Genomic DNA, 19,140 nt, shown 5'->3' with positions numbered 1-19,140 from the left:
TGTAGAATGAGAACGATATATAAAATAGCAGCCTTAGTCGGCGTTTCAGTATTAACTACTTCTTGTTTTAACAAAGAGCGTCCAAATTACCAGTTTATGCCTAATATGTATGAATCGGTAGCTTATGAAACTTATTCGGAATCGCCTGCTTTTAAAAATGGAAAAGAAGGACAATTACCGGCAGAAGGGTCTATACCTAGAGGATTTACACCGGAGGCTTATCCAAATACTACAGAAGGATTGGAACAGGCAAGAGCAAATCTGAAATCTCCTTTAGCAGAAAATGAAAAGGATTTAGAAAAAGGAAAAGAACTATATGCAATTTACTGCTCTGTTTGTCACGGTGCAAAAGGAGACGGAAAAGGTAACTTGGTGAAAAGAGAAAAATTCTTAGGAGTTCCTGATTACAAAGACAGAGAACTTACCGAAGGAGGAATTTATCACGTAATTACTTATGGTTTGAATGCGATGGGATCTCATGCTAATCAGTTAACGCAACATGAGCGCTGGTTAGTGACAGATTACGTTTTAAAATTGAAATCAGAATAATAAATTGTAAAACTTATTTGAAAGTTTAGATATGTACACATTTTCAAAAAATCTGAAAACCTTGGCAATAGTCCTAATGGCATTAGGAATTATAGGAATTGCTTATGGGTTTTTCAATGCACCAAAGACAACTGCTGAAGTAGAGCAGATTCTGACAGAGCAAGCTCATCATGACGGAGGCGAACATCATTCAGTTTCTGAAGCTGATCACGATGCCCATCAAAAACATTTAGAGCACGTTTTGACTCAAATGCAAAATAAGCCGTGGACGGCGGTATACGTTGCTTGTATTTTCGTGATGTTGATTTCGCTTGGTATCCTTGTATTCTATGCTCTAAACTATGCATCAGCAGCAGGATGGTCTCCTGTATTGTTTAGAGTTATGGAAGGTTTATCTGCTTATTTGCTGCCAGGTTCAATTATCTTTTTTATACTATTGCTTGTAAGCTCATTCGGAGGTAACCACTTATTTATTTGGATGGATCCGGCTATTGTAGAGCACGATGTAATTATTCAAAATAAAACAGGTTATTTAAATGTTCCTTTTTTCTTAATCAGAGCGATAATCTTTTTAGTAGGATGGAACTTATATAGAGTTTACGCACGTAAACAATCATTGAAGTTGGATGAAACAGGGGATTTATCTTACCACAAAAAACTATTCAAAGCAACAGCTGTTTTTTTAGTGTTCTTTATTGTCACAGAGTCAATTTCTTCTTGGGATTGGATCATGTCAATCGATACACACTGGTATAGTACCTTGTTTGGATGGTATGTGTTTGCCAGTTTCATTGTAACTGCAATTACAGTTATAGCATTTGCCACTTTATATTTGAAGAGCAAAGGGTATTTAGAGCATGTAAACACAAGCCATATACATGACTTAGGGAAGTTTATGTTCGGATTTAGTATTTTTTGGACATACCTTTGGTTTTCTCAATTTATGTTGCAATGGTATTCAAATATTCCGGAAGAAGTAACTTACTTTATTTTTAGAATTCAAGAATACAATGTTCCTTTCTTTGGAATGTTATTATTAAATTTTGTTTTGCCGGTATTATTGTTAATGAATTCAGACTTCAAACGTTTGGGATGGATTATTTCAATGGCAGGTGTATCTATTGTGTTCGGACATTATATTGATTTTTATCTGATGATTAGTCCCGGTACAGTAGGAGGTTCATGGTCTATCGGGATTACAGAGATAGCTGCTTTGATGTTTTTTGCAGGACTGTTTATTTTTGCAGGGTTTACATCAATATCTAAAGTTCCGCTATTAGTTAAAAATAATCCTCTGATTGAAGAGAGTAAACATTTTCATTATTAATATTTAAAGCTAAACAAATGACAAGTTTATTAATATTAGCTGTTGTTGTCTTGTTAGGAATTGCTGTTTGGCAATTGACAAAAATATTTGAATTGACACAAGTGGGTTCAGGACCTGACGATGCAGCTTCACAAATTGCCAATGAAAAAGACAATAACATCAATGGTTATTTACTTTTTGCTTTCTTAGGCTTCATCTACATTATGACCATATTTTGTTTGGTAAAGTACGGAAGTTTGCCTTTGATGAGTAATCCCGCTTCGGAGCATGGGATATTGGTAGATAACCTGATGTGGATTTCTATGATATTGATTTTTATCGTTCAGATATTCACGCAGTTTTTATTACATTATTTCGCTTTTAAAGGAAGAGGAATCAAAGGAAGAAAAGCCCGTTATTATTCAGACAATGATAAATTGGAAGCGGTTTGGACTATTATTCCGGTTATTACTTTAACAGGATTGATTCTATATGGTTTATATGCTTGGAATGATATTATGTTTGTAGATGAAGAAGAAGATGTGTTGGTTGTAGAAGTTTATGCTAAACAATTTGCATGGGATGTTCGTTATTCAGGAAAAGATAATACACTAGGTAAAGCAAACGTTCGCTTTATTAAAGGTATCAATTTGGTTGGGGTAGATATGTCAGATCCCAATGCAATTGACGATAAAATGGCGAAAGAATTACGCCTTCCAGTAGGGAAGAAGGTAGTATTGAAGTTCCGTTCACAAGACGTCCTTCACTCTGCTTATCTCCCTCACTTTAGAGCACAAATGAACTGCGTGCCGGGAATGGTAACTCAATTTGCATTTGTTCCCACTGTAACTACAGCAGAAATGAGAGAACGTGAGGAGTTTGTTACTAAAGTTAACAACATCAATAACATTAGAGCAGAAAGAAGTCAGAAATTAATGGCTAAAGGAGAGGAGGCTTTAGAACCTTATGAATTTGATTACCTTTTATTGTGTAATAAAATCTGTGGAGCATCTCACTATAATATGCAATTGAAAGTGGTAGTAGATACACCGGAAGATTTTGAAGCTTGGTTGGCAGAACTTCCGACATTAGGCGAGCAAGTAGCTGCAGAAGAAGCGTCGAATGCTCCGGCTGAAGAACAGCCTGCCGAAACTCCGGAAGAACTTTCAGAAGTTAACACAGATAATGAGGCTATAGCTCAGGTAGTAAAGTAAAACTCACTATTAAATTAAAAAATATACTATGTCAGCAGTAGGACACGAAATAGTTAGCGGTCATGAACATGACCATCATGATAAAGGGAATTTCTTTACTAAATATGTATTTAGTTTAGACCACAAGATGATTGCTAAACAATATCTGATTACAGGTGTTATCATGGGAATTATCGGAGTGATGATGTCTCTTTTATTTAGAATGCAGATTGCCTGGCCGGAAGAATCTTTTACATTGTTCAAATGGCTATTAGGTGATAGAATGGCTCCGGATGGAGTAATGAAAAACGATGCCTATCTTGCATTGGTTACTATGCATGGAACTATCATGGTGTTTTTCGTTTTAACAGCCGGATTAAGTGGTACGTTTTCAAACTTGCTTATTCCTTTGCAAATCGGAGCAAGAGATATGGCTTCAGGATTTTTAAATATGTTGTCATATTGGATGTTCTTTGGATCTGCATTGCTTATGGTTATCTCTATTTTTGTTGAAGGAGGACCAGCTTCAGCCGGATGGACGATATATCCGCCGTTAAGCGCCTTGCCTCAGGCTATTCCGGGATCTGGAATGGGAATGACGCTTTGGTTGATTTCAATGGCAATATTTATTGTTTCTTCAACAATGGGATCTTTAAACTATGTTGCAACTGTAATTAATTTGAGAACCAAAGGAATGTCAATGGCAAGATTGCCACTAACAGTTTGGGCTTTATTTGTTACAGCTATCATTGGTATAGTTTCTTTTCCGGTATTGTTGTCTGCAGCGTTATTATTGATATTTGACAGAAGTTTCGGAACTTCGTTCTTCCTATCCGATATTTATTTGGCAGGTGAAGTTTTACATTATCAAGGCGGTTCTCCAGTATTGTTTGAACACTTATTCTGGTTCTTAGGACATCCGGAAGTATATATTGTAATTTTACCGGCGATGGGACTTGCATCTGAAATTATTGCTTGTAATGCGCGTAAACCTATCTTTGGTTACAGAGCAATGATTGCTTCTATCTTAGGTATTGCTTTCTTGTCAACCATTGTATGGGGACACCATATGTTCGTATCAGGTATGAATCCATTTTTGGGATCAGTATTTACCTTCACAACCTTGTTGATTGCTATTCCTTCTGCAGTAAAAGCATTTAACTATATCACTACAATTTGGAGTGGAAACATTCAGATGAATCCTGCAATGTTATTCTGTATCGGTTTTGTATCTACATTCATTACAGGAGGTTTAACAGGTATCATTCTGGGAGATTCAACTTTAGATATTAACGTACACGATACTTATTTTGTTATTGCCCACTTCCACTTAGTAATGGGAATCTCAGCTCTTTATGGAATGTTTGCAGGTATTTACCATTGGTATCCGAAATTGTTCGGGCGAATGATGAATAAGAACTTGGGATATATTCACTTTTGGGGAACTGTAGTGTGCGCATACGGAGTATTCTTCCCGATGCACTTTGTAGGATTGGCAGGTTTACCTCGTCGCTACTATTCAAATACAGCATTCCCGTTGTTTGATGATTTATACGATTTGAATGTATTGATTACCGTGTTTGCTTTGGTAGGTGGTGTTTTCCAATTGTTTTTCTTGTGGAACTTCTTTACAAGTATTTTCTATGGTAAAAAAGCCCCTCAAAACCCTTGGAGAGCAAATGGTTTGGAATGGACAACTCCTGTTGAACATATCCATGGAAACTGGCCGGGCGAATTACCGGTAGTGTACAGATGGCCATACGATTATAGTAAACCGGGATTACCGGAAGACTATGCACCGCAAAATATGCCTTTCTTGGAGGGTGAAGAAAAAATGCATCATTAATATAAAATAGTGATTTATATAAAACCAAACAGACCGCTTTAAAGCGGTCTGTTTGGTTTTATATTTATATAGTTAATAAGTTGCCTTTTACAGGATCTGCTTTTTGTAACGAGAAAATATTTTTTTAATGGAATGGTTTTACCTTAGTTTTTAAGGTATAAAAGGATTTAATCAATACACAAAAAAAAGTGTATAAAATCCTAAGAATGGGTGTGTAAAATTTTTATTCTGAATAAAACTTAGCCAGGACAAGTTGTCTTTTGATTCCTAAGCACAATCAACTTTTCAGTTAAGAGAACAATATCAAATTCAAAATATTGGGCTATATATTCAAAAGTTTTAAAAGTGTAAATAAATACGTGAGTTAAGTCTTTGCGATAGTACCAGTTTTTAAATTCAGTTTGACCTTTATATAAATGCGTTTTAATGATTAACAAGCCGCCTTTTTTTAAAATAGAGTTGAGCTTGTTAAGCTCTTGAAAAGGATTGTAAAAATGTTCAAATACTTCACAACTGAAAATATAATCATAGGTTTCGTTTAAATAAGAAATGTTTGGGTAAAAATAAGGATCGTAAAGATTTATTCGGTATCCTTTTTCTGCCAGTTGTTCGGTAACTACAGGGCCTTTTCCACAGCCATAGTCCAGACCAATCATTTCTCTTGTACAAAGTTTTAGAATGGTATTAGTGACAGGAGCAGTAAAGTTTTGATAACCTATATCGTGTATATCGTTATTGTGATATTCATAATGCTTTTTTTCACTTTCAGCATTAAAATAAAGCGCTTCATCTTTTACATATGCATGGCATGTAGAGCAAATATAATATTCTTCATCCGCTTTCTCAGTTAATAAAGTTTGACACAGGGTGCAATTCATTTTTAAATGCATTCAATTAAAGTAGGACTTTTATACAAACGAGTCGAAATATACACTTTTCTTTTCAGAATACGTGTTTACAATGTTTATTTATCATAGGCACTCTTCGGGATAATCTCAGCTAAATCATCTGTAACAAACATCAAAAAATACTATCTTTGTGGTTATGAATGAGCATTTGAACCCAACTAATCACAATTACTCTCCCGAGGAGATTGATGTAGAAAAAAAGTTAAGACCGCTGTCGTTTGACGATTTCGCAGGTCAGGATCAGGTGTTGGAAAACCTAAAGATCTTTGTTAAAGCAGCTAATCTTAGAGGAGAAGCTTTAGATCACACTCTTTTCCACGGACCTCCGGGACTTGGAAAAACAACACTTGCCAATATTTTGGCTAATGAGTTGGAAGTTGGTATTAAAATTACATCCGGACCCGTTCTCGATAAACCCGGAGATTTAGCAGGTCTGTTGACCAATTTGGAAGAAAGAGATGTACTTTTTATAGATGAAATCCACCGTTTAAGCCCCATTGTTGAAGAGTATCTTTATTCCGCAATGGAAGACTTTAAAATAGATATTATGCTGGAGTCCGGTCCCAATGCCCGCTCTGTTCAGATTCATTTGAATCCATTTACTTTAGTGGGAGCAACTACGCGCTCAGGCTTGCTTACTGCACCTATGCGTGCCCGTTTTGGCATACAAAGCAGATTGCAATACTACAACAAAGAACTTTTAGCAACTATTATTGAAAGAAGTGCTGCTATCTTGGGAGTGCCAATTGATTTGGAAGCTGCGATAGAAGTCGCAGGCAGAAGCAGAGGAACTCCCAGAATTGCGAATGCTTTATTGCGTCGTGTACGCGATTTTGCACAGATAAAAGGTAACGGGAGTATTGATGTAGAAATTTCACGTTATGCCCTTAACGCATTAAATGTGGACTCTTTCGGATTAGATGAGATGGATAACAAAATTTTGTTCACTATCATAGATAAGTTTAAAGGAGGACCAGTCGGATTATCAACTTTAGCAACAGCTGTTTCTGAAAATGCAGAAACGATAGAAGAGGTTTATGAACCTTATCTTATTCAGGAGGGATTCATCATGCGTACACCAAGAGGGCGCGAAGTAACAGATAAAGCCTATCATCATTTAGGAAGAAGCCGGCAGTCAAAACAAAGCGGATTGTTTGATTAAAAAAGTAGTTTTTGAAATGAATAAAGCAAAGTACAGTTTGATGATAAAGAAAGAAGCTTTGCGGTTGGGGTTCATGTCGTGCGGAATTTCAAAAGCAGATTTTTTAGAAGTAGAAGCACCGCGGTTGGAAAAATGGCTGAACCAGAATATGCACGGACAGATGCAGTATATGGAAAATCATTTTGACAAACGATTAGATCCCAGACTGCTGGTAGAAGGTGCGAAAAGCGTTGTTTCGCTAACTCTTAATTATTATCCGCAAGAACAACAGCGAGAAGACACCTTTAAAATTTCTAAATATGCTTACGGAGAGGACTATCATTTTGTAATAAAAGACAAACTCAAGGATTTACTGGCTTTTATCCAGGATAATATAGGTGAGGTTGACGGGCGCGTTTTTGTAGATTCAGCACCTGTATTGGATAAAGCATGGGCAGCAAAAAGTGGTTTAGGGTGGATAGGGAAAAATAACAATTTGATTTCACGCCAAAGTGGTTCTTTCTTTTTTATTGCAGAATTGATTCTTGATTTAGAGTTGGATGCTGACGGAATTACAACAGATCATTGCGGAACCTGTACCAAGTGTATTGATGCCTGTCCTACCAATGCCATTGAACAGCCTTATATTGTCAACGGAAGTAAATGTATATCTTATCTGACAATCGAACTTAAGGATGCTATTCCTGACGAATTTCAAGGTGAAATAGATGATTGGATGTTTGGGTGCGATGTATGTCAGGATGTATGCCCGTGGAATCGCTTTGCCAAGCCTCATTCCGAACCTCGGTTTTCCCCTAAAGAAGAGTTAATTAATTACAATAAACAGGAATGGAAAGAATTAACCCGTGAACTTTTTAATGGAATATATAAAAAATCTGCGGTAAAACGGACAAAGTATGAAGGATTAATGCGCAACATAGATTTTTTGTCCAGATAAGAAGCTTCAGATTTCAATTGTATTCCAAAAAGATTACCTTTGTTTGTAACACTAAATCAATTTTTATGAACAAAGAAAGTTTACGCAGAGAAGCACTCTTATATCATGCCAAACCAACACCTGGAAAAATTCAGGTAGTGCCAACCAAGAGATATTCATCGCAAAGAGATTTGTCGCTGGCTTATTCGCCCGGAGTAGCTGAGCCTTGTTTAGAAATAGCGAAAGATGTAAACAATGTTTATAAGTACACGGCAAAAGGAAATCTGGTTGCAGTAATTTCAAACGGAACTGCCGTGTTGGGATTAGGCGATATTGGACCAGAAGCGTCCAAGCCGGTTATGGAGGGAAAAGGACTTTTGTTTAAAATATTTGCAGATATTGATGTTTTTGATATTGAAATAGATACAACAGATGTCGAAAAATTCATAGAAACAGTAAAAAATATAGCTCCTACTTTTGGAGGAATAAATCTTGAAGATATCAAGGCGCCGGAATCATTCGAAATTGAACGTCGCTTAAAAGAAGAGTTGAATATTCCGGTAATGCACGATGATCAACACGGAACAGCTATTATCTCGGCTGCCGCTTTGCTAAATGCCTTAGAATTGGCGGGAAAAGATATTGCCGAAATAAAAATGGTAGTTTCCGGAGCAGGATCAGCTGCAATTGCTTGTGCTAAATTATATGTGGCTTTTGGCGTTAAACGCGAAAATATTTTAATGTTTAACAGTAAAGGAGTACTTAAAAAAGGAGATGCCCGTATTTCGGAACAGCAAAGCGATTTTGCTGTAGAACACGACATTACTTTTGCAGAAGCCGTTAAAAATAGCGATGTCTTTATCGGGTTGTCTACTGCTGGAGTGCTTACTCCTGAAATGCTGCAAACAATGGCTCCGAATCCTATAGTTTTTGCCATGGCCAACCCTCGTCCCGAAATTGATTATGATGTAGCAACATCTACCCGAAAAGATGTTATTATGGCAACGGGGCGTTCCGATTTTCCTAATCAGGTAAACAACGTATTAGGATTTCCTTATATTTTTAGAGGGGCTTTAGATGTGAGAGCCACCAAAATTAATGAAGAAATGAAAATGGCTGCCGTGGTGGCATTAGCAAAATTAGCTAAAGAACCCGTACCGGAGCAGGTTAATATAGCTTATGGTGAAACTAAATTTAGTTTTGGCAGAGAGTACATTATACCAAAACCTTTTGATCCTCGCCTAATATCTGTGGTACCTTTGGCTGTTGCTAAGGCAGCAATAGAATCGGGAGTTGCAGAATCGGCAATCACAGACTGGGATAAGTATAAGTTAGAGTTAGAAGAACGTTTGGGGTCTGATAATAAATTGCTGCGCATGTTAATCAATCGGGCAAAAATTGAGCCTAAAAAGGTAGTTTATGCAGAAGCAGACCATTTAGATGTTTTAAAAGCAGCTCAAATCGCTTATGAGGAAGGAATGACTATTCCTATCTTATTGGGAGATAAAGAAACAATATTAGAGCTCAAAAGAGAGATTGAATTTAACAGTAATGTTGAAATCATTGACCCTAAAACGGAAGAGCAAAGAGAGAGAAGAGAGCGCTTTGCCAGTGTTTATTGGGAAACGAGACAAAGAAAGGGAATTACTTTATACGAAGCACAAAAGTTAATGAGAGAGCGCAATTACTTTGCTGCTATGCTTGTTAATGAAGGAGAAGCTGATGCTATGCTTACCGGATATTCTCGCAGCTATCCGTCAGTAGTCAAACCTATTTTGGAACTTATACCCAGAGCGCAGGGAGTTTCAAAAGTGGCGACTACTAATTTGATGATGACTAAAAGAGGACCGATGTTTTTGGCAGATACGGCAATAAACCCGAATCCAAGTGCAGAAGAATTGGCAAAAATCGCCTACATGACAGAAAAAACAGTGCGCATGTTTGGGATGGAACCTGTTATAGCAATGCTTTCTTATAGTAACTTTGGTTCAGGAACAAATGACTCTCCTAAAAAGATGAGAGAAGCAGTGTGTATTTTACACGAACAATATCCGGAAATGATTGTAGATGGAGAAATTCAAATAGATTTTGCCTTAAATGATCAAATGTTAAAGCAAAAATTTCCTTTTTCTAAATTGGTTAATAAAAAAGTAAATACCTTGATATTTCCAAATTTGGATGCTGCTAATATTACCTATAAAATGTTGAAAGAGCTTAATCGTGCGACTTCAATCGGACCAATAATTTTAGGATTAGATAAAGCGGTACACGTATTTCAGTTAGGTGCCAGTGTAGATGAAATGGTGAATATGACAGCGGTGGCTGTTGTGGACGCACAAGTGCGTGAAAATCGCAAGAAAAATAAATAATCTTTAAATAAATGTCGCAATCTCTTTTCTGTTAGTAAAAAGTTAAAATTATTTGCTATTTTTGGAGAGAAAATTGGATAGAATGATTGCGCATATACAAGGAAGATTAATAGAAAAAACACCCACTCAGGTGGTGATAGATTGCGGGGGAGTTGGATATCAGATTCATATTTCCCTGCATACCTATTCACAAATAGAGCAAACAGAAAATCTGCGTTTATATACATACCTGCAAATAAAGGATGATGCCCACACACTTTTTGGGTTTATAGATAAAATCGAAAGAGAGCTATTTAAATTGTTGATTTCCGTATCGGGTATAGGCGGAAACACGGCTCGGAATATTTTGTCTTCTATTACAACAAAAGAATTATTGCAGGCAATTGCAGCGGGAGATGCCAAAACTATTCAATCGGTGAAAGGGATAGGCGTAAAAACTGCTCAGAGAGTAATTCTCGATTTGCAAGAAAAAGTAATCAAGCTATACAATATAGAAGAAGTTTTACCAATTATTAACAATACAAATGTTGATGAAGCGTTATCTGCATTAGAGGTGTTGGGTTTTGTTAGAAAAACTGCTGAAAAAACGGTGGATAAAATCGTAAAACAAAATCCCGATGCTTCAGTAGAATTTATTATAAAGCAAGCTTTAAAAAATTTATAAGTCTTGAAAAGCCATTTATCAGTTATAAAAACCTGGGTCTGTGTATTGCTTTTTTTGTTGTGTAATTCAGTATGGATTTATGCACAGGAAGAGGTGTATGGCGAAGGAGCTGTAAATGATACGATTCAACAGCCTACCTATGAGATAGGAAATGTGGAATTGCCGGATCCTGAAATTATTAAGGAATCTTATACCTATGATCCGCTGACTGATAGTTATCACTTTACAAAAACTTTTGATGGCTTTAATATGAACTTTCCCATCGTCATGAGTCGAGAAGAGTTTGAAAAACTCATTTTGCGAGCAGAAATGAAAAAATATTTTCAGCAAAAGTTCAATGCAGTTAATGGTCACTTGGAAGATGAAGAAGTTCAACGAGACATGCTTCCGCGTTATTATGTGAATTCAAAATTGTTTTCGGGAATATTTGGCTCTAATACCATTGATATTAAACCTTCCGGATCAGTTGAGTTTGATATGGGAATGCGTTACACTCGACAGGATAATCCGATGCTTTCGCCTAGAAATCGTAAAACAATGACTTTTGATTTTGATCAAAGAATCAGTATGGGATTGCAGGGGATGGTTGGAACAAGGTTAGCTGTAAATGCTAATTATGATACACAATCTACTTTTGATTTTCAAAATATTATGAAACTGGAGTATACTCCGGATGAAGATGCTATTGTGCAGAAGGTAGAAGTAGGAAACGTCAGTATGCCTATCAGCGGTTCGCTGATACAGGGAGCACAAAGTTTGTTTGGAGTAAAAACGGAATTGAAATTTGGAAAAACCACGATAACAGGAGTCTTCTCTGAACAAAAATCAGAAACAAACTCAATTCGCGCAGAAGGAGGGGGAACGTTGGAAGATTTTGAGTTGTATGCTTTGGATTATGACGAAGACAGGCACTTTTTTTTATCGCAATATTTTAGAAATAAATATGACGAAGCATTAAAGAATTATCCGTATATCAATAGCCGAGCGCGTATTACAAGAGTAGAAGTTTGGGTAACTAATAAGTTTAGTAGGATTAATCCGACAAATAACAATGCAAGAAACATTGTTGCAATTCAGGATTTGGGGGAAGGACGATTAATGGGAAGAGAAGATTTTGAGATTATATCTAATACCGATCCCGGATTTATTGTAAATATGCAGCTGGACGCTCCGTCAGATAACAAAAACAACCAGTATGATCCGGCAAAAATAGGAACCAACTTTTTGAATGAAAGTATTCGTACTAGTACATCAGGATCTGCGGGGTTTAATACAAAAGTACAAGAAGGAGTAGATTTTATAAAACAGGAAAGTGCCCGAAAACTAAGTTCAAATGAATTTACTTTTCACCCGCAGTTAGGATATATTTCGTTACAGCAGCGTTTGTCTAATGACGAAGTTCTGGCAGTTGCTTTTCAATATACTATTGGCGATAAGGTGTATCAGGTAGGAGAATTTGGTACGGATGGAGGAGATGTAAACGGTATTGATCCTAATTTGGGACCAGGCAATGAAAATGTACAAAGGTCGCAAGCGCTGATTTTAAAAATGCTGAAGAGTAATCTGACCATGGTTGAAGCTCCGGTATGGAACTTGATGATGAAAAATATCTATCAGATTCAGGGTGCGATGAATATTACTCAAGACCAGTTTAGATTTAATATTTTATATACCGATCCAAGTCCACTGAACTATATTTCTTCGGCGGGAGGTTTGCCCTTACCGGCAGACGTGGAAAAAACGCCTTTGTTAAAAGTATTTCACTTAGATAGGCTAAGTTACACGAACGATCCTCAGGAAGGAGGAGATGGTTTTTTTGATTTCTTGCCCAATGGAGCCATGCAAAATGTTTTTGACCCCAATAATCCGAATGGCACCGGAGGAATGAATAATAGCGGCGGTTATGGCGGGCAAGGAGGAAACTATGGAAATACAGGGGGCTATGGCGGAAATAATCGGAATCAGCAAAACAGCAATAATACTTTTGATGGAATTACGATAGATGCGTTAAACGGACGAATTATTTTTACTACTGTAGAACCTTTTGGAGAGCATTTGTTTAATAAACTGAAGGCAAACGTAGGTGAAGATTATAAGATTTCAGGTTCTTATAACGAAAATCAGAAGAAGTATGTGTTCAGAGAAATGTATCGAACATTAAAGTCAACTGCTCAGCGAAGTCAGAGCAATAAGAATAAATTTCTTTTAAAAGGAAAGTATTCCAGTGCTATGGGAGAGGGAATTCCGATAGGAGCCTTTAATGTAGCTCCCGGATCAGTAGTGGTAAATGCAGGAGGAAGGATTTTAGTGGAAGGAGTGGATTACACGGTGGATTATAATCGCGGACGAGTTATGATTTTGGATCAGGCATTGTTGGCGTCAAATACACCGATTGATATATCCGTAGAAAACAATACTTTTTTCGGACAACAAACCAAAAGGTTTTTTGGGGTAAACGTAGAGCATCAGTTCACAAATGATTTCGTGGTTGGAGCAACTTTTTTAAGGTTGTCGGAAAAACCAATGACTCACAAAACAGGATATGGAGAAGAAGCTGTGAACAATACGATTTGGGGTTTTAATACGCAGTATTCGACAGAAGTTCCGTTTTTAACCAGACTAGTTAATAAGTTGCCCAATATTGATACAGACGTAGAATCAAGAGTTTCTTTTAGAGGAGAATTTGCTTTTTTACAGCCCGGATCATCTAAATCCGACCAAATGAACGGAGAAGCAACTTCGTATATTGACGATTTTGAAGGAACACAATCCAGAATAGATATTAGGTCGCCGTTTGCCTGGAGTTTGGCAAGTACGCCAATAGGATTTTATGAATTAAACGAAATAGAAAAAGATTCATATGATGTGGTTGACGATAAGCCTTATTCGCTGGAATATGGTTTCAGAAGAGGAAAACTGTCTTGGTATACTATTGATCCCACGTTTTATGTAGGATCAAGACCATCAGGAATTGGAGACTATGATTTGTCTTCTAATAAAACCCGAAGAATTTTCAGCGAAGAGTTATATCCTACCAAAGATATTGCATACGGAGAAAGCAGGGTAGTCAATACGTTGGATTTAACATTCTATCCAAAAGAAAGAGGCCCGTATAACTTTAACCCGGAATATGTCAATACTGCAGTAACTAAAACGCCTAGACAGAGCTGGGGAGGAGTTATGCGTGCGTTGAACACAACCAATTTTGAACAGTCTAACATAGAGTTTGTTGAATTCTGGGTGATGGATCCTTATGTAGGAAAATCCAACGATGTAACCTCAGAAACGAATAAAGGAGAGTTAAGGCTGAATTTTGGATTTATATCAGAGGATATTTTGAGAGACGGACAAAAGCAGTATGAAAATGGATTGCCGGGAACAGGCAGTACGGTTTCAACTATTGAAACTATTTGGGGTAAAACACCTGCAGCGCCATCACTGATTTACGCCTTTGACGTAAGTGGCGAAAATCGCAGCTTGCAAGATGTAGGACTGGATGGAATTAACGATGAAGAAGAAAAAGTGAAGTTTCCTCAATTTGCTCATTTAGACGATCCGGCAGGCGATAATTTTATTCATTACTTAGATGCAGAAGGAGGAATCTTAGAGCGTTATAGAAATTATAACGGAACGGAACGGAATACACCTGTTTCCGGAACACGAGGAGGAAACAATCAGCCCGATACGGAAGATATTGACGGAGACAATACGATGAATACGATTAATGCGTATTTTGAATATAAAGTAAAAATAGAAGCTAATCCGGCAGTAGGGGAAAACTATATCACGGATATACGTGACACCTCTGTTCAATTGGCAGATGGATCTATTGCTCCTGTAAGATGGGTACAATATAAAATTCCGATTGATGAAAAAGGGAAAAAAGTAGGACCTATTTCAGATTTGAGATCGGTTCGTTTTATGCGTATGTATCTGACAGGGTTTGATAACCAAATAACCCTTCGTTTTGGAAGTTTGGATTTAGTTAGATCCGACTGGCGTCGGTATGACGGAAATCTGATGGATGAAGATAAACCAGAACCGCAAGGAAATAATACAGGGTTTGACGTTACTTCTGTTAATATCCAGGAAAACTACGACAGAAAACCAATACCGTACGTAATACCGCCGGGAGTAAAAAGAGAACAGTATTACGTAAATAACAGTCTTGTTGATCAGGATGAACAATCGCTTTCGTTAAAAGTGTATCCGATAGACATCAATAAAGCACCAAATGGTTTGGCTCCGGGAGACTCCAGAGGGGTTTTTAAAAGCTTTAATCTGGATTTGCGCCAATTTAAAAAGCTGAGAATGTTTATTCATGCCGAAGCTTTAGAGAATTCTTCACGTCGATTACGAGATGATGAAATGGTTGCATTTTTGCGTTTCGGAAGTGATTTTACAGATAATTTTTATCAAGTGGAAATTCCTTTAAAAGTAACTAATTTTGGAGAGAGACATGAAGAGCTGGTCTGGCCTATTGAAAACGAAATGGAAGTGCATCTGGAGTTGCTTACAAAGCTGAAAATAATGAAGATGAATGAAGCTTCTAACGATGCTCAAAATAATAAGATATTCTATAAAGAAGAAGATGAGCTGTCAGATGGTACTGTATCCCGACCAAATAAACTCCGTTATGGAATTAAAGGAAATCCTAACTTCGGAAATGTTCGGATGATGATGATAGGCGTACGAAATGATTTGGACAGAGTTGGAGGTGCAGAAGCTTTAGCAGGAGAATTTTGGTTTGATGAACTGCGCATGTCGGATATGGACAATAAAGGCGGTTGGGCTGCGACAGCAAGCGTGGATGCCAATGTAGCAGATTTTGCCAATATATCTGCCACAGGTTTTCGATCTACCATTGGTTTTGGCGGGTTAGAACAAGGACCTAATCAAAGGAGCAGAGAAGATTTTACCTCTTACAACATCGTAACCAATGTTAATCTGGGGCAGTTGTTGCCTAAAAAATGGGGAATTAACCTTCCTTTTAATTATGCTATCGGAGAAGAATTTATCACGCCGGAATACGATCCGGCTAATCCGGATATAAAATTAAAAACGATGAAATCCGTGGCAGCTTCGTCAGCAATAGCAGAAGAAATGGAAAAACGCGCAACGGATTATACCAAAAGGAAAAGTATCAACTTTATAGGAGTAAACAAGCAAAAGAATCCGGAAGCTAAAAAACGAGTTTACGACATAGAAAATATTACTCTTTCACATTCTTATAACGAGGTTAAGCATCACGATTTTGAAGTAGAATCTATGATCGATCAGCAAACGAGAACAGCCGTGGATTATGCTTATAGTTTTGAAAGCAAACCGGTAGAACCCTTCAAAAAGATGGATTTCTTAAAAGGAAAATACTGGCAGTTGTTCAGGGACTTTAATTTTAATTATATGCCTTCCAATATTACGTTTAACTCTAATATTATGCGGCAATATAACAAACAGCAATTCCGGTTGATTGATGTGGAAGGGATAGGCTTGGATCCGCTATACCGAAGAAATTACTTTTTTAACTACAACTACGGATTTAATTTTGATTTGACTAAATCGCTGCGCTTGACGTATACAGGAGGAAGCAGTAATATTGTGCGTAATTATTATGACGATCAGCGGAATGTGATTGAAAGCAATACTATTTGGGATGATTATTTTAACATAGGAGAAACGAACCAGTTTGCACAACAGGTACAGTTGAACTACGAACTCCCTTTTAGTAAAATTCCGTTTTTAGCGTTCGTTCGTTCAAGTTACGAATATACAGGAAACTTTAATTGGCAAAGAGCTTCAGATGCGTATTATACAGTAGAGTTGGAAGGAATTACTTATAATTTAGGAAATACAATTCAAAACTCGCTTACACAGAGGCTAAATACGAGCTTGAATATGGAAACGTTTTACCGTTACCTTGGATTGGTTAAAAAACAAAAGCGTTCAAATACCAATACAAAAAAAGCAGCCATTGTACCAGGACAAAAAGTAGCTCAAACCAACAACAATAAAAAAGAAGAGAAAGAGGGAAGCGCTTTAGGAGATTTTATGCTTGGACTACTGACTTCGGTTAAAAATATTCAGGTTAATTATTCCGAAAACAGCGGAACAATGTTGCCGGGATACATGCCTGGATTAGGTTTTTTCGGTTCCTCTAAACCTACACTGGGATTTGTATTCGGAAGTCAGGCAGATGTGCGTTATGAAGCTGCAAAAATGGGATATTTAACAGATTTTCCTGAATTTAATCAGGCTTTTACTCAAGTAAATAATAAAACCCTGAATTTTGCTGCTTCGGTCAGCTTAATTCCTGATTTGATAATTGATTTGACAGGTGAAAGAGTTAAATCAGAAAATTTTTCAGAGCAATATGAGGTTATAGACGGAATGTATCACGGTTTGGCACCTTATAATTACGGTAATTACAGCATTTCTACAATTTTGATAGGAACAGCATTTTCAAGCAGTACGCTAAATAGTTCTGCTCCATTTAATCAGATGAAAGACAACCGCCTTGTAATAGCAAATCGCTTGGCAGCGGGCAGGGGAATTGATATCAATAATCCAAACAATTTGGACAAAGACGGTTTCCCTATCGGGTATGGAAAAGGAAGTCAGGCTGTTTTACTTCCTTCGTTTTTAGCAGCTTATACAGGAACAGATGCAGGTAAGGTTTCGACCGGAATGTTTAAAAATATTCCGCTTCCAAATTGGAATTTAAAATATACTGGACTGATGCGTATTGGTTGGTTTAAAGATAAATTTAAGCGCTTTTCAATCCACCATGGTTACAGAGCGGCTTATACATTGGGTTCATTCAGTTCAAATTATGAATATTACGCCAAACCTAACGAGTTAAATCAATATGGAAATTATCCGGTAGAAACCGTTGTAAATACCGCTATATTGACAGAGCAGTTTAATCCGTTGGTGCGCTTTGATTTTGAAACCAAATCATCCATCAAAGTTCTTGCAGAAATACGACGAGACAGAACATTGGCACTGAGCTTTGATAATAATTTGTTGACCGAAACTACAGGGCAGGACTTTATGTTGGGATTAGGATATAGAATTAAAGATGTAGGATTTACCTCCATGTATGCAAATAACGGAGCAGGCGGAAGAATAGTAAGTGATATTAACATCAAGGCAGATCTGACGTTGAGTAAAAGAGAAACGATTATCAGGTATTTAGATTACGATAACAATCAGGTTGGCGGCGGACAGGATATGTGGTCGTTGAGAATTACGGCAGACTATATGCTGAGCAAAAACTTAACGGCTATTTTCTTTTATGATCACCAGTTTTCTAAAGCTGTGATTTCTACGATGTATCCAATTACAAATATCCATACGGGAATTACGATGCGTTATAATTTTGGAAATTAATATTAACAAGTGCAAATCATATAATATTTTATACATTTGCTAAAAATTAAATAAAATGAACATACCAGCTAATTTAAAGTACACAAAAGATCACGAATGGGTAGCTATTGAAGGAGATATAGCTACTGTAGGAATTACAGATTTTGCTCAAAGAGAATTAGGAGACATTGTCTACGTTGAAGTGGAAACTTTGGATCAAACTTTGGATAAAGATGAAGTTTTTGGCACTGTTGAAGCCGTTAAAACGGTTTCTGATTTGTTTTTGCCATTAACAGGAGAAATTATTGAGTTTAATGAAGGATTAGAAACTGAGCCTGAATTAGTGAATAAAGATCCGTATGGAGCAGGCTGGATGATTAAAATAAAAATTTCTGATATGGAAGAAGCTGCTTCTTTGTTGTCAGATGCACAATATAAAGAATTGATTGGAGCGTAAATTTTATCTCGGATTTGGAATATTATGGACGGGCTTCGTATTAATAGCTTGTCTGGCGGATGGAAATACTGTTCCTAAGTCGTCTTTTTTTAATTTTCCGAATAAAGATAAGATAGCTCACTTTATTTTTTATTTTGTTTTTTCAATAGTATGGCTGCGATATTTAATTATAGAGTATAAATATACTTCCAAAAGGGTGCTTGCAGGAATAATTTTTATTGTTGCTGCTTTAATGGGAGGAATAATAGAATTAATACAATACTATTTTACTTCGACCCGAAGTGCTGAATGGGCTGATGTTTTAGCAAATTGTTCAGGAAGTCTTGCCGGAGTGCTTATCGGAAAATCAATATCAAAAAAAGAAAATAAATTATAAATATAGCTCCAGAAATGGAGCTATAT

General features: G+C 36.9%; 12 protein-coding genes. 11 read left to right on the top strand and 1 reads right to left on the bottom strand.

Annotated elements, in window-relative coordinates; translation table 11 throughout:
- The first annotated feature begins 6 nt into the window (after positions 1 to 6).
- The 4 genes from C8P70_RS03715 to C8P70_RS03700 are packed head-to-tail and all read left to right on the top strand — an operon-like array spanning position 7 to position 4,894.
- Complete coding sequence (locus C8P70_RS03715; protein WP_133711995.1) at positions 7 to 549, top strand: c-type cytochrome; 543 nt, start codon at positions 7 to 9, stop codon at positions 547 to 549.
- Between the two features lie 31 nt (positions 550 to 580).
- Entirely contained in the window at positions 581 to 1,876 is a 1,296-nt protein-coding gene (locus tag C8P70_RS03710) for a quinol:cytochrome C oxidoreductase (protein WP_133711994.1), read from the top strand.
- Positions 1,877 to 1,893: 17 nt separating this feature from the next.
- Entirely contained in the window at positions 1,894 to 3,069 is a 1,176-nt protein-coding gene (locus C8P70_RS03705) for a cytochrome c oxidase subunit II (RefSeq protein ID WP_133711993.1), read from the top strand.
- Positions 3,070 to 3,097: 28 nt separating this feature from the next.
- Positions 3,098 to 4,894 carry a cytochrome c oxidase subunit I gene (locus C8P70_RS03700; RefSeq protein ID WP_133711992.1) on the top strand — a complete coding sequence of 599 codons (1,797 nt, stop codon included), beginning with the start codon at positions 3,098 to 3,100 and terminating at the stop codon, positions 4,892 to 4,894.
- Between the two features lie 239 nt (positions 4,895 to 5,133).
- On the opposite strand, the gene C8P70_RS03695 is transcribed toward C8P70_RS03700, so the two are convergent.
- A complete protein-coding gene (locus C8P70_RS03695) occupies positions 5,134 to 5,772 on the bottom strand; it encodes a class I SAM-dependent methyltransferase (RefSeq protein WP_133711991.1) in 639 nt (212 codons plus the stop codon).
- Between the two features lie 166 nt (positions 5,773 to 5,938).
- Between C8P70_RS03695 and ruvB the strand changes: the two genes are divergently transcribed.
- The 7 genes from ruvB (at position 5,939) to C8P70_RS03660 (ending at position 19,114) form a co-directional block, all read left to right on the top strand.
- Entirely contained in the window at positions 5,939 to 6,964 is a 1,026-nt protein-coding gene (ruvB, locus tag C8P70_RS03690; RefSeq protein WP_133711990.1) for a Holliday junction branch migration DNA helicase RuvB, read from the top strand.
- A gap of 16 nt (positions 6,965 to 6,980) precedes the next feature.
- Entirely contained in the window at positions 6,981 to 7,901 is a 921-nt protein-coding gene (gene queG / locus C8P70_RS03685) for a tRNA epoxyqueuosine(34) reductase QueG (RefSeq protein ID WP_133711989.1), read from the top strand.
- A gap of 65 nt (positions 7,902 to 7,966) precedes the next feature.
- Positions 7,967 to 10,249, top strand: a complete 2,283-nt coding sequence (locus tag C8P70_RS03680) for an NADP-dependent malic enzyme (RefSeq protein WP_133711988.1) — start codon at positions 7,967 to 7,969, stop codon at positions 10,247 to 10,249.
- Positions 10,250 to 10,331: 82 nt separating this feature from the next.
- Complete coding sequence (ruvA, locus tag C8P70_RS03675; RefSeq protein WP_133711987.1) at positions 10,332 to 10,913, top strand: Holliday junction branch migration protein RuvA; 582 nt, start codon at positions 10,332 to 10,334, stop codon at positions 10,911 to 10,913.
- Between the two features lie 3 nt (positions 10,914 to 10,916).
- Positions 10,917 to 18,302, top strand: coding sequence for a T9SS outer membrane translocon Sov/SprA (gene sov / locus C8P70_RS03670; protein ID WP_394346287.1), 7,386 nt, complete (start codon positions 10,917 to 10,919; stop codon positions 18,300 to 18,302).
- A gap of 55 nt (positions 18,303 to 18,357) precedes the next feature.
- Entirely contained in the window at positions 18,358 to 18,738 is a 381-nt protein-coding gene (gcvH, locus tag C8P70_RS03665; RefSeq protein WP_133711986.1) for a glycine cleavage system protein GcvH, read from the top strand.
- Positions 18,728 to 19,114: a VanZ family protein gene (locus tag C8P70_RS03660; protein ID WP_133711985.1), complete on the top strand. Its 387-nt coding sequence runs from the start codon at positions 18,728 to 18,730 to the stop codon at positions 19,112 to 19,114. Before gcvH ends, C8P70_RS03660 begins: the two co-directional genes overlap by 11 nt.
- The last annotated feature ends 26 nt before the right edge of the window (positions 19,115 to 19,140 follow it).

It is taken from the genome of Myroides indicus (assembly GCF_004364575.1).
Lineage (GTDB): Bacteria > Bacteroidota > Bacteroidia > Flavobacteriales > Flavobacteriaceae > Flavobacterium > Flavobacterium indicum_A.
The sequence above is the reverse complement of the archived record's forward strand: the minus strand, read 5'-3'. Positions and strand labels throughout refer to the sequence as shown.